The sequence below is a fragment of the Streptomyces spiralis genome (assembly GCF_014654675.1).
GTDB lineage: Bacteria > Actinomycetota > Actinomycetes > Streptomycetales > Streptomycetaceae > Streptomyces > Streptomyces spiralis.
This window is the reverse complement of sequence record NZ_BNBC01000071.1, coordinates 21357-33441: the sequence shown is the minus strand read 5'-3', so window position 1 is coordinate 33441 and position 12085 is coordinate 21357. Positions and strand designations below refer to the sequence as shown.

Genomic DNA, 12085 nt, shown 5'->3' with positions numbered 1-12085 from the left:
ACGACTCATCAGTCAGCTCATGACGACGCACCACGAACCGACCAACGAGCAACCGACTTTGCGGACACCCCCTAGGGCGCGCCGGGGTGGCGGGGGAGCCGTGCGCCACACACCCCGCCACCACCCAGCCTGTCCCCCTGCGGTGTCGCATGCAGCCGGGCGCCCATGATCTGGACCGATAGGTCAAGAAGGACGTATGCTGTTGAACATGGGACGACCGCGGAATTTCGACGAGAACCAGGTTCTGGAGTCTGCGCGCGAGCAGTTCTGGAATCAGGGGTACGCGGCTACGTCACTGCAGGACCTGATGGACGCCACCGGACTGGGCAAGGGGAGCCTGTACGGGGCCTTCGGTGACAAGCGGCAGCTGTTCCTGCACGTGCTGGACGGCTACCGCGACGAACAGCTCAACGGCGTCCGGGCGGTCCTGACCGGGCCCGGTACGGCCTTCGAACGCCTGACCCTGCTCGTTGAGGGCGTGGCCAATGGATTCACGGAGGACCCGCAGCGGCGCGGCTGCCTTCTGGTCAACAGCACGTCCGAGCTGCACAGCAATGATCCGGACGTCGTCTCCCGGGCCCGGAGCAGCTACCAAGCGGTCGAAGATCTTCTGATCGCCTGCGTGAAGGAAGCCCAGGACGAGGGGACGGTCGAACCGGGGGCGGACGCCCAGGAGGTCGGGCGGCTGCTCCTTGCCGTCATGCAAGGCATCGAGTTTCTCGCGAAGACCGGCATGGACGGCTCGGCTCTGCTGCAGATAAGCCAGGCCGCCCTCAAGCAGCTCTCCCGACACTGACCATCCTGCGGGCCAGCACCCTTCACGGGTGACGTGCCGACCGGCAGGGACCCGGGTGGGCCCGCTTGAGTCGGCTGCGAGCACGTGCATTACCTGCCCTCCGAGCACCCCCACGAGTGGCCCCGGGCGCCCGCCCCAGCGCGGTTGACGGCCTGCCCCTTTCACCATGCCCTTGAGCAGGCACTCCGGCCGGGCGGCTGCGCCATCGACTGCGCCGCAACGCGGGCCGGCGACGCTCCGGCAGCCGACGGCGCCAGCCCATTGCGCAGGGGCCCTGACGGCAAAGTCTCCAGGCTACCCAAGTCCGCGCGGGACCTCGCTCGCGCCTCACTTCCGCACGCCGACGGCGATTCGCCAACTGGTGTATTGATCCACTGACTTCGCAATGCACCTGAAGAGGACACAAGTTCTTGACTGTACGGTCCATAAGGTCTACGTTTGGCCTACGACCCGCGGATTCGCTATTGCAAGTAGACGTCGGGTCGGCGGCAGACGGGCACAGACTGTTCCGCCGCACGGCACAGAGAAGCCGGGCGGAATGCGCGAGGGGTCTCGCGTGCCTCACCACAAACGCCTGCACCCGCCCAACGGAATGTGATCACCATGACCACCGCTGCTCAGCCGCCCTTCCCCTACAGCCTCGACAACGTGACGATTTCCGTCAGTGACCTCGACGCGTCGATCCAGTGGTGGAACCGGGTGTTCGGCCTCACCCTGCTGGCGAAGTCCCGCTTCGACGCCATCGGAGCGGACGTCGCCTTCCTGGAGGGCCCCGGGTTCCGGCTCGAGCTCCTCCAGCCCGCGGACGGTGTGCGGATCCCCGAACTGACGGCAGAGCCCCCCGCCCACATCCGCCCGATCGGCAACAAGGCCCTGGTCTTCCGCGTCGAGGACCTCGCCAGCGTGACCCGCACCTTCCGTGACCTGGGCGTGACGACCGTCTGGGAGCAGATGGACCTCGGCGACGGCAGCATCTCGACCGCGATCCGCGACAACGACGGAAACCTCATCAACGTCTTCCAGCAGGGCGCAAGCCCGATCGGCTGACACGGCGAACCCATCGCCCAGGCTGCCGAACCAGTTTCAGGCGCTCCGGACATGGTTGCCCGGGACATCTTTGAACCGTGCTCCCGGGCGGCCAATTTACAGCGCCACTGGCCGGCAGTGTCCTGGGTCAACGGCAGCGCCGCCGTTGACCCAGGACCGGGGGACGGCGCTAAAGACGGTGTCTTGATTGGAGATCGGGCCGTGATTACAACTCCCGCCACTCGCCCAGCTCGCCGGGTCTCTCCGCCTGGATGAAGCTGCGCATGAGGGCCCATGCGCGATCGGCGGCGAGAACACAGTCGCCACTGAACACAGCCGGGTCGTCCATGATCGGCACTTGCACGACCGCATCCGCTGCGGCGGTGCCATCGCCGACGAGGAGGGACGACCTTTCAGCATCGCTGAACAGATGGATGACTGCTTGATCGTCTCGGAAGCCCAAGGTCAGCAAGGGAAACTCGCTGCCCGGCAGGCGGACTTCCAAGTACCCCTGGCCATGCGTGCGCAGAGCGGTGAAGTGATCCGTCAGATCTGCCAGGTCCGAGCTTCGCTCAATCGCGGAGAACCGTCGCGATTCCAAGTCCGTAGCTGTCCACGACACGAGCATCCCTGCCACCTCCTGTTGCCTAGCCGTCCTGCCTGGGACTCCAAGAATGTCCTGATCGGCAAAGGCGCCGGTAGCAGATCAGGACACTGGCGATGCCGACGAAGGCGAGGCAGTGGCCGGCCTTGCGCTCGTAGCGGCGGTGCAGGCGACGGCACCCGTTCAGCCAGGACATCGTCCGCTCGACCACCCAGCGGTGCCGGCCCAGGCGACTGGAGTTTTCCACCCCACGGCGGGCGATGCGCGGCACGATCTGCCGACGGCGCAGCCAACCTCGCAGGTGATCGAAGTCGTAGCCCTTGTCCGCATGCAGCCTTGCTGGGCGGCGGCGCCGGGGTCCAAAGCGGGAACGGACTGGCGGGATGCCGCGCATCAACGGGACCAGCGCCTGGCTGTCGTGGAGGTTGGCGCCGGAGATGCCAACCGACAGCGGTAGCCCGTTGCGGTCACAGATCACATGAATCTTCGACCCGAGCTTGCCGCGATCGGTCGGATGCGGTCCGGTCAGGGGCCCCCTTTGACCGCCCGGACACTGACCGAGTCGATCGCACAGCGCGACCAGTCCAGCTCGCCGTTCAGGCCAAGTCGATCGAGGACCACACGGTGCAGCTTGGCCCACACCCGTGCCGTCGACCAGTCCGTGAAACGCCGGTGCACCGTCTGCCAAGAGGCGCCGAAGACCGGGGGCAGCTGGCGCCAAGCGCACCCTGACGTGGCTACGAAGATGATCGCAGCCAGGACCGCCCGGTCATCGCAGCGCCGCCGGCCTCCTCCTTGGGCACGTACCGGTGGCTCCGGCGCCACGTCCTGGAAGATCTCCCACAGTCCGTCCGGCACCAGCCGCTCAACCACGTCCATTCTCGGATCAAGGAGCTGTCGCCGCAGCGATTCAGCGCGTCTGGAAACACCGCTTCGGTACGAGTGGGACGGTCGTTGCCTGACAAGCGAGGAAGTGGTCTGTCTCGTACGGTGGCCTTACATGCCACGGGCACATCCACGGTCAGGAGAATTCACCGGTTACGCCACCCGAGTGAACTCCGGGCACAGTCACCCACCCGCCCTGAACATCATTACCGGTGGCGGGCGGCAGCCAGGTGATCACGGGTCGTTACTACTCGTTCTGTGACACGCGGAGGGCAGGACATGGGATCCGACGTTGACGTGCTGGTCGTCGGTGCTGGTCCAGCGGGGTTGCTGCTCGCAGGTGACCTGGCCGAGGCCGGAGTGCGCTGCACCGTCGTGGAACGGCGAGAAAAAGAATCCCAGCTGACACGCGCATTCGCCGTTCACGCCCGAACGATGGAGCAACTGGACGCCCGCGGCCTGGCCGACGACCTGCTTCTGACCGGCCTCCGCAACCCGATCTTGCAATTTCTGCGGATCGATCTGTCGCACCTGCCGACCCGTTACCCCCACGTGCTCGTGACGCCCCAGTACAACACCGAGCGACTGCTCCTGTCCCGCGCCCTGACACACGGCGTGAACATCATGCGGGCCCACGAAGTGACTGGCGTCCAGCAAGACCCGAGCGGTGTCGACGTCACCGTGAAGACACCAGCCGGCACTGAACACAGCCTGCGCGCAGACTTCGTCGTCGGCGCAGACGGACGAAACAGCTGCGTGCGCCAGTCCCTCGGCCTCCCATTCCCCGGCCGCTCCGCCGTTCGCTCCATGATGCTCGCAGACGTCCGGATGGCTGATCCGCCGAAGAAGCCGCCCACCGTGGCAGCGACCGGAGACGCCTTCGCCATTGTCGTCCCGTTCGGCGACGGCTGGTTCAGGGTCATGGCCTGGAATCGCCACCACCCCATGCCCGACAACGCCTCGGTCGATCTGGAGGAAATCAAAGACGTCGCCCGCCAGGCGCTCGGCAGCGACTTCGGCATGCACGACCCTCGCTGGCTCTCCAGATTCCACAGCGACGAACGCCAGTCACCCCGCTACCGAGTAGGCCGAGTATTCCTCGTCGGCGACGCCGCCCACGTCCATTCCCCGGCCGGTGGCATGGGCCTCAACACCAGCATCCAGGACTCCGCAAACCTGAGCTGGAAACTCGCAGCCGTTCAGCGTGGCCGCGCACCAGACACCCTGCTCGACAGCTACCAGAACGAACGGCACCCGGTGGGACGCCGGGTTCTGCGGATGAGCGGGGCACTGCTCCGCGGCGTCCTCACCACACCACGGGCATTGTGCGGCCTCCGTGACTTGTCAGCGCGTACGGTGCTGCAAACCCCACCAGTGGCCCGACGACTGGCCATGGCAATCTCGGGAATCGACATTTCCTACGCCGCCGCGGTCGGCGCGCATCCCCTTGTCGGGAAGCGGGCACCTGACGTCCCCCTCAGCGACGGACGCAGACTCTACGAAGCCCTCCGTAAGCGACGGTTCGTCCTGGTCACACCGTCCGACACGGAGCGCTTCCCCTCACTGATCACAGAGTGGGCCGGCGAGGTGGAGATCGTATCCCCGAAGGGCGCTACCAAAAAGAGTGTTCTGGTCAGACCAGACGCCTATATCGCATGGGCCATCTCGGACGAGTCACCTGAACATCGCATCGACGCGGCCCGTAAAGCATTGACCGAATGGTGCGGCACACAGGGCTCCAGCTCTGTAGCCCCTTCACCCGACTAATAACGAGCTCGTGCACGGTAGGCGGTGAGACATCGAGGACCTCGGCGGGTCCCGGCGTTCACATTTGCCGCGGCGGGACCAGGTCCGCGGTCTGCTGATGGGACAGCAGGCCGGCTACGGCCTGGACGATGTCGCTCATATGCTCGCGCCGACCGAGGTGACGGGCCAGCGCCCGCCAGTTCTTCAGATGGGCGATGCCGCGCTCGACGCGGATGCGTCGCGAGGAGTGCGCCTTGCGCTGCCGCTCGTGCATCTCCTCGTACCACTCCGGGGCGTTCTTCTTGAACTTGCGGTGCGGCGGTGTCACCACCCGGCCGCCAGTCTGCGCGCCCAGACCCTGGTAACCCGCATCGGCGAGAATCTCCACGGCGGGGCCATCGGCCAGGAGCCTGACCAGCCCTAACTCGCGAGCATGGGTGATGTCCGCGCAACTGCCGGGCCTGGGCGGGCTGCAGAACAGCACCCGGCCGTCCCTGTCCGTGAGCACCATGGTCTTGACTGCGTTCTGCTTGCTTTTGCCGGAGATGAACTTGTCCCGGTCTTTGCGTCCGGCAGCCGGCCGCCGGACCCGGATCTCGGTGCCGTCGACGATGCCGGTCTCCCCGGTCACGCCGAGGTAGTCGATGACGTCGCCCAGAGTCCGCAGCCGTACTCCGGCAGTTACAGTGCAGCCTCGCTCAGCTGTGGTCAGACCGAGCCTGCCTATGCCCGGACGGGCTCGTCGACGGCACCGAGATCCGGGTCCGCAGCTGGCCGGGGTGTTCTATCCGCAGTCGTTGCGGTTGATTTTCAGGGAGCGGGTCTGGTCGTTGAGGTTGTAGCCGCGCAGGTCGTGGATGGAGTCGCCGCTTCGGGTCACGCAGACCCACCGGCCGGAGTAGTTCCGCTTCTCATAGACGCGGGCGGTGCGGTCGGAGTTGTTCCGGATCGAGCTTCCGCGGTCACGGATCGCCGAGGGCAGGTCCTTCACCCCGCCGTCCACGGCACGCCGCACCCACGGCTGACCGGCGAAGTTGATCTCCGGGTAGATGCACACGTACCCCGACGGGCAGTCGATCCCGGCACGCGGGCTGGCGCCGCCGGTGGCCGATGCGGATGTGGACAGGGGGAGCAGGGCCAGAGCGGCGACCGTTGACGCGGTCGCTGCCGCACTCAACAGCCACCCACACAAAACGCTCGGCTGGGAAACCCCAGCCGAGCGCCTGCATGAACTGCTCACGGCCTGATCAACGCGACCAGCCGAAGTCGCTACGCCGACCTAGCTGCTGACTGCGCCTCGTGCCGATCGTTTCCAGAAGACGGTGGGCTCGGTAGCCGTTGCGAAAAGAGCAGGTCAGGGAGGTTTTATCACCCATGGCCCCGCCTATGGCCGTGGGAACTTGTGGCGGCGCCTCGTCTGAAACGTGGAGCAGCACAGTTCACACGTTCGGCTCAATCGAACAGCCACACGAACACGATCTGTGGTGATCTGGTTACACATCGCGAGGCGGATCGGCGAGAGCGCCGCTCGAGGACGGGTCTCCGCGCCAGGGCCGACGATCGCGACCTCACCCTCGATCCCCACACGTCCCGTGTCCCGCGCGGGCGGAAGCGAAGGCTGGCGATGAACGCTGACCCGACCAGTGACCGAATACCCCGGCGCAGGCTCCGCAGCGCGCTTGCGGTGCTGAGCGCGTGCGGGCTGCTGCTGACCTCGTGCACGGTCACCCACGTGCGGCTGAGCGCGGCACATATCCCCGCCGGAACGGAGGCCACCGCCGCCACGATCCCTGTCCCGGCAGGTCTGCTGCGCTATTACCAGCAGCAACTGGACTGGAAGCCCTGCCCGGACAAACCGGCCTTCCAGTGCACGACCCTGAAGGCGCCGCGGGACTACGCCCACCCCGACGCGGGCGACATCACGCTGGCGGCCACCCGTAAACGGGCCACCGGGACCGGCGCGAAACGGATCGGCTCCCTGCTGTACAACCCCGGTGGTCCAGGCTCCCCGGCCATCACCGCTCTGTGGGACGTCGCTGATGCCTTCTCGCCATCGGTGCGCGCCGCCTACGACCTGGTCGCGGTCGACCCGCGTGGGGTCGGCGACAGCACCCCGGTGGACTGCGACAACAACACGGCCATGACCCTCCTCAACGCTGGTGTGATCACCACCGCCGGGAAACCGGACTTCGAGAGCGTGGACGCGTTGGACGAAGAGATCGCCGATGCGTGCCGACTGCACGCCGGGCGGCTACTGCCCTACGTCGGCACCCTGGAGGCAGCACGGGACCTGGACCTCATGCGCGCCCTCGTCGGAGACGATCGGCTGCACTTCATCGGTTTCTCCTACGGCACCTACCTCGGGACCACCTATGCCGAACTCTTCCCCTCCCGTGTGGGGCGCATGGTCCTGGACGGAGCCGTAGACCCCTCCATCGACGGCTACCACCGGTTCCTGGACGTCGCGCACGGATACCAGGTCGCCTGGGAGTCCTTCGCCGCCGACTGCGCCACCCGCACCGACTGCCCCGTCGGCCACTCTGTCGAGGAAGCCGACCGCACCCTCGACGCCCTGGTGGCCGCACTGGACCAGAACCCCCTCCAGCCAGGCAAGGACGTCACCATCACCGGCCAATTGCTCCTTGCTGTTGTCACGGAAGCGCTGCGGGCGCCCGCGTGGGAGGAGCTGCGCGCGCTGCTGAGCGAGGTGGCCTACCGCGTCACCACCGGGGTGCAGAAACTCTCCGCCGCGGACCAGGAAGACTCCGTCGTCGGCGACTGGGGTTCTATGGCGGTCGACTGCCTCAGCGCCCCGCTCGGCCCGCGGTTCACCACCGCGCAGGCTGAGGCGGCACTCCCCGAGTTCGTCCGTGTCTCACCCCAGTTCGGGGCGCTCTACTCGACTTTCCTCCAAGGGTGCACGCACTGGCCGGTCGGGCCGACCCAGCCCTCGCATCGCATCACCGCACCCGGCACCCCGCCGATCCTGGTCGCCGGCACCACCCGCGACCCGGCCACGCCCTACGCCTGGTCCCAGGCGCTCGCCCGCCAGCTCTCCTCGGGCCGCCTCCTCACCCGGAACGGCGACGGCCACACGGCCTTCTTTCAGGGCAACACCTGCGTCGACACCGCCATCGACCGCTACCTGCTGAGCGGTCAGCTCCCACCCGTGGGCACCGTCTGCACCTGACGCAGAGGCAGAAAGCGAGTCTCGAACATCGGTCCCATCGGGCCATTGCGGACTCCGGACGCTGAGATCTGCCTGCCGATGCCTGGCATCGGCAGGATCGGCGCCCCGGGTGCTCGCCGAGTTCGGGGACGACCCCACTCACTACACCGGCGCGAAGGCCCGCAAGAACTACGCCGGCACCAGCCTCATCACCCGCGCCTCTGGCAGGACCTACGCCGTCCATGCCCTGCACGCACGCAACGGCCACCTCGCCGACGCCCTCCACAAGCAGGCGTTCTGCGCCATCAACACCCCGCCCGGAGCGCGTCGCTACTACGACAAGCAGCGCGCCCGAGATGCCGGCTACAACCCCGCCCTGCGGCAGCTCGGCAAACCGCTTCGTCGGCATCCTCCACGGTGCCTCAAGACCCGCACCCTCTACGACGAGGCCACGGCGTGGTCACACCACGCGGTGGCCTCGCCCCAGCCGCTTGACATCCCAGCGCCATGGGATGTCTGACCAGTTCAGACGCTGTGGGCTTCTGTCGTTGTTGGTCGGCCTGGGGCACCCTCACATGACCCAGAGACGGCCCAGCCTGCCGGCCTGGCCGTCGCCGCTTTGGAAGACGGCGTATCCGCTTACCGGCGGACCTGGCAAGGCACTGACCTGGGCGGGGGAGCGAACCTGGCCGTGGTTCCCTGTGGTTCCCCCGGGCGTGCCCTCTGAACGGGTACGCAGTGGGTACGCAGGGCACAGCCGACCCTCTGTTTTTCAGGCGGGTGCGCCAGAAAATGCGCGCTCACCTGCCCTTCCGCGTTCACCCATGCGGGCTAATCGACATCGCGGCGCACGCCCTGAGTTCCTACGGTCGGAAAGGACGGGGTGCGGTCATCTTGCTCGGCAGACCCCCGAAGGCCGCGCCCGAGGGAGGCAACCGTGCTCCGGATACCCGCTGCCGCCGTCGCAGGGTGCGTCGTGCTGGGATTGTCGGCCCCCGCTGCGATGGCCACTGACGGTTCCAGCCTCATTGCCACCGTCAGCCCCAAAACCGCAAAGCCCGGCGCAACCGTCATCCTGACCCTGCGCAGCTGCGAGGATCCCAGCCAGGGCGGGATTGCCGAGGGCGCGCTCATCGGCGGCGAGACCACGGCGAGATCCCCCATAGGGATTACGGAGCTCAAGCCCGACGCCACTGGAGAGTACCCCGCGGGAACGCTCGTCGGCATAACCAACATCAATGAACATGCCAAGCGCGGAACCACGGAGCGCATCTACATGGCCTGCGCGTCGAACCCGAACGGAGCCGTCGAGACCACCGTCACCATCGCGCCCTAGCTGGCGTGCACCTCGCGAAGCGGGTCCTGGTGATCACGACCCGCTTCGCAGGCCCGTTGATCACTCGCAGGGTTGTGCCCGTGCAGACGTCTGGGACCGAAGGGGTCCCCGGAGTGCGCGCAACTTTGGTATGCCGTACCCCAGATGGCGTATCCCGGGTGGAGGTGGGACAGTGATGGAAACGCACATTTTGAATGTGCGAATGTGGCACGTTCGGAAGTGCTGACTGGCCGCTTCAATTCAAGTGTGTTATCCGCTCGTGCAATGTTCAACGCGCTTGCTTCCTGAGTAATTGCCCTGGCAATGCAACGAGAAGGGAGGATGGCCGTGTCCACGAAGCGATCGATCCTTTGGGCCCCTTCGATGATCCTTGCACTCGCCGTATTCTGTCCGGGTATGGCATCGCAGGCATTTGCCGCCTCTTCCCCGGCGAAAACAGTGATCGCCTCGCCGCGAAGCGAACCTGCTGACATTCAGCACGATCTCAGGCTGAGTCCGAGTCAGGAGGGACCCGGCTGGACGCAGGGCTACATTGATGGCCAGGCGTGCCGAGATCCCGATCCTGGAGCGTACGAGAGCTTCCCCGACGAAAACTTCGAGGACAACTACTACGCGGGGTATGACGAGGGATCCTCCGAGGCCGACTGCTAGGTGGCGCCCCCGCTCGGACTGTGACTGTCGGACTGACAGAAGCCCAGGCCCGGGGTCTGCGCCGATTTTGGGGCGTAGACGGGCACGCCCAGTCCCTTCAGCCGCAACAGGTCGACGTGATCGTCGTGTTAACGGGTCACCAGGACCGCGTCCGCGCCGGCGAGGGCCTCGGGCTCGCTCCAGACGCCGGGATCGATGACCGGCGTGGCGCCGCCGTCGTGCTGCAACCGGACACAGGAGTGGGTGTACTTGGTAATCCGCACCCGGGTAGGCCCACAGCAGGCCGAGGAGTTCGTGGCTGCTGAGGGGAACGAGGTCGGCCTCGGCCGGGTCGTTCCGGCCGGTCTGGGGGCTCGTTCGAGAGCGGCGGTGACGGCCAGTCCTTCACCGGCCACTAAAGGCACCAGTGACACCAGTCGCGCCAGTGTCACCGGGCCCGGGGCGAAGCGGCGGTAGTAGGACACGGTGCGGGTGTAGCGGTGACGGCGGACCAGCAGCGCTGATGTCCCTGCGTCGCGGTCTTGCCCGTCGGGGTGTCGTCGGCGGTGACCTCGATCATCGCCCAGTCGTAGTCGCGTACGCTCTTCTGCCCCGCGCCGGTCCGCATCCGCTGCCAGTCCGCTTCGGCAGCCGGGTGGCGGCCTTGGTCGCGCTGAGCTTCGTGGCCGGGGGGGTGACCTGGTGGTTGGAGCGCACTCCCACGACGTAGCCCAGGCCCAGTTCGCGGCAGACGGTACGCACTCCCGCCCGCGGTCCGCCTCGAGGCGCGGCTTGGCCGCGAAGCACAGATCGTCGGACGCCGGTCAGCTCGCGGCGTTCCTCGTCGCCAGCCCACTCCTTGGTGAAGCACAGGCGCCGGCCGACAGGGGACGCGAAGTCGTCCGCGAGCAGGATCCCGTCGTCGGCCTCGCCGTTGGACTGACGACGGCCGCCTGTGTGAGCACCGCCGGGCCGGCCGCCGTGCCGCCGCTACGGCCGTTGTCGCCGGTGCCGTTCGGGACGTACCGCCCGTCTTGCCGTTGCCCTGCTGGCCGCCGGAGAAGCCGCCGCCTCCGCCGTTGCTCTTGCCGCCGAAGGCCCGGCCGAGGCCGTTGTAGCCCATGATCAGGTCTCAGGCGGTGCCGTCCGTGGCGACGCCGATGTACGGCCGTTCCGAGGCGGGCACCGGCGGACGCGGCCGCCGTCCGCCAGAAGCTGGAGATCGCCAGGGCCACGCCCGCGAGCACCAGGTTCATGATCCGCTTCGCGAGCTTCGGACTGGCCGCGTACAGGTAGACCGCGACGACGCCGGGGCCGGTGCGGAGGGCGGGGTCGCGGTGACCGTCCAGCTGGTCTACAGGGCTGGCACCTCAAGGGGCCAGTCCCAGGGGCGGCAGGGCTGTCACGGGGCTGGGCACCGGGCTGGCCTGGGTGGGACGCGGACTTGTATCAAGATCATTTGCGGGCGTCAAGTCACGGCATTCAGTGGCGTGACGACGCATGACCCGTTCGGGCTTACTCGAAACACGGCCTCACCGATCCGGAGCGAGGCTCATCCACCGAAAGGAGGACAGATCGTGTTTCGAACGAGTAAGAAGATCGCCCAGTTCGCGGCCATCACCGTAACCGCCGCAGGGGCGCTCCTGGGCGGCGGCGCCGCCGCCCAGGCCGCACCCGCCACGACACACGCCACCACTGTGGCAAGCGTCAGCAGCTGGGGTGGCTGGGGCGACGACGGCGACGGTTGGGGCAGCTCCGACAGCTGGGGCAGCTCCGACAGCAACTGGGGCAGCTCGAGCAACTGGGGCGACGACGGCGACGGTTGGGGCAGCTCCGACAGCTGGGGCAGCTCCGACAGCAACTGGGGCAGCTCGAGCAACTGGGGCGACGACT

The 12085-nt window shown here is 67.3% G+C and carries 13 protein-coding genes and 1 pseudogene; 8 read left to right on the top strand and 6 right to left on the bottom strand.

What is annotated here, in order from left to right:
- The first annotated feature begins 208 nt into the window (after positions 1–208).
- Both IE318_RS41075 and IE318_RS41070 read left to right on the top strand, forming a co-directional pair.
- Positions 209–796: a TetR/AcrR family transcriptional regulator gene (locus IE318_RS41075; RefSeq protein ID WP_229904107.1), complete on the top strand. Its 588-nt coding sequence runs from the start codon at positions 209–211 to the stop codon at positions 794–796.
- Between the two features lie 603 nt (positions 797–1399).
- Positions 1400–1843, top strand: a complete 444-nt coding sequence (locus IE318_RS41070) for a VOC family protein (protein WP_189907976.1) — start codon at positions 1400–1402, stop codon at positions 1841–1843.
- 205 nt (positions 1844–2048) lie between these two features.
- Here IE318_RS41070 and IE318_RS41065 read toward each other — a convergent pair whose 3' ends face one another.
- Both IE318_RS41065 and IE318_RS41060 read right to left on the bottom strand, forming a co-directional pair.
- The gene (locus IE318_RS41065) at positions 2049–2450 is read right to left on the bottom strand and encodes a hypothetical protein (protein ID WP_189907975.1); all 402 of its coding nucleotides are present in this window, start codon (positions 2448–2450) and stop codon (positions 2049–2051) included.
- A 19-nt stretch (positions 2451–2469) separates the two neighbouring features.
- Positions 2470–3305 (bottom strand): IS5 family transposase gene (locus tag IE318_RS41060; RefSeq protein ID WP_373311433.1). Its coding sequence is split into 2 segments (ribosomal slippage): positions 2470–2961 and positions 2964–3305, totalling 834 coding nucleotides; the frame shifts between segments, so codons are not numbered across the junction.
- 285 nt (positions 3306–3590) lie between these two features.
- Between IE318_RS41060 and IE318_RS41055 the strand changes: the two genes are divergently transcribed.
- Positions 3591–5078, top strand: a complete 1488-nt coding sequence (locus IE318_RS41055; protein WP_189907973.1) for an FAD-dependent monooxygenase — start codon at positions 3591–3593, stop codon at positions 5076–5078.
- Positions 5079–5136: 58 nt separating this feature from the next.
- Here the strand turns inward: IE318_RS41055 and IE318_RS41050 are convergent, their stop codons facing one another.
- Together IE318_RS41050 and IE318_RS41045 are read right to left on the bottom strand one after the other, a co-directional pair.
- Positions 5137–5688, bottom strand: coding sequence for a transposase family protein (locus tag IE318_RS41050; RefSeq protein WP_229904106.1), 552 nt, complete (start codon positions 5686–5688; stop codon positions 5137–5139).
- 153 nt (positions 5689–5841) lie between these two features.
- Entirely contained in the window at positions 5842–6234 is a 393-nt protein-coding gene (locus IE318_RS41045; RefSeq protein ID WP_229904105.1) for a peptidase inhibitor family I36 protein, read from the bottom strand.
- 447 nt (positions 6235–6681) lie between these two features.
- Between IE318_RS41045 and IE318_RS41040 the strand changes: the two genes are divergently transcribed.
- From IE318_RS41040 to IE318_RS41025, 4 genes are all read left to right on the top strand, one after another.
- On the top strand, positions 6682–8247 hold the full coding sequence (locus IE318_RS41040) for an alpha/beta hydrolase (protein ID WP_189907972.1): 1566 nt from the start codon (positions 6682–6684) through the stop codon (positions 8245–8247).
- 109 nt (positions 8248–8356) lie between these two features.
- The gene (locus IE318_RS41035) at positions 8357–8746 is read left to right on the top strand and encodes a hypothetical protein (RefSeq protein WP_229904104.1); all 390 of its coding nucleotides are present in this window, start codon (positions 8357–8359) and stop codon (positions 8744–8746) included.
- Between the two features lie 417 nt (positions 8747–9163).
- Entirely contained in the window at positions 9164–9562 is a 399-nt protein-coding gene (locus IE318_RS41030) for a hypothetical protein (RefSeq protein WP_189907971.1), read from the top strand.
- 396 nt (positions 9563–9958) lie between these two features.
- Positions 9959–10213, top strand: coding sequence for a hypothetical protein (locus tag IE318_RS41025; RefSeq protein ID WP_189907970.1), 255 nt, complete (start codon positions 9959–9961; stop codon positions 10211–10213).
- Between the two features lie 38 nt (positions 10214–10251).
- On the opposite strand, the pseudogene IE318_RS41020 reads toward IE318_RS41025, so the two are convergent.
- Both IE318_RS41020 and IE318_RS41015 read right to left on the bottom strand, forming a co-directional pair.
- Positions 10252–10476: pseudogene (locus IE318_RS41020) on the bottom strand (MBL fold metallo-hydrolase); the annotation flags it as partial.
- Between the two features lie 164 nt (positions 10477–10640).
- Positions 10641–10820, bottom strand: coding sequence for a hypothetical protein (locus IE318_RS41015; RefSeq protein ID WP_189907969.1), 180 nt, complete (start codon positions 10818–10820; stop codon positions 10641–10643).
- A 949-nt stretch (positions 10821–11769) separates the two neighbouring features.
- Here IE318_RS41015 and IE318_RS41010 point away from each other — a divergent pair.
- A partial coding sequence (locus IE318_RS41010; protein WP_189907968.1) for a hypothetical protein occupies positions 11770–12085 on the top strand: 316 nt, incomplete at its 3' end.

Bases quoted from the DNA above. Each gene is read 5' to 3' on its own strand.
- IE318_RS41075 (WP_229904107.1), top strand. From the start codon at position 209: ATGGGACGACCGCGGAATTTCGACGAGAACCAGGTTCTGGAGTCTGCG.
- IE318_RS41070 (WP_189907976.1), top strand. From the start codon at position 1,400: ATGACCACCGCTGCTCAGCCGCCCTTCCCCTACAGCCTCGACAACGTG.
- IE318_RS41065 (WP_189907975.1), bottom strand. From the start codon at position 2,450: ATGCTCGTGTCGTGGACAGCTACGGACTTGGAATCGCGACGGTTCTCC.
- IE318_RS41055 (WP_189907973.1), top strand. From the start codon at position 3,591: ATGGGATCCGACGTTGACGTGCTGGTCGTCGGTGCTGGTCCAGCGGGG.
- IE318_RS41040 (WP_189907972.1), top strand. From the start codon at position 6,682: ATGAACGCTGACCCGACCAGTGACCGAATACCCCGGCGCAGGCTCCGC.
- IE318_RS41025 (WP_189907970.1), top strand. From the start codon at position 9,959: ATGGCATCGCAGGCATTTGCCGCCTCTTCCCCGGCGAAAACAGTGATC.
- IE318_RS41015 (WP_189907969.1), bottom strand. From the start codon at position 10,820: ATGCGGACCGGCGCGGGGCAGAAGAGCGTACGCGACTACGACTGGGCG.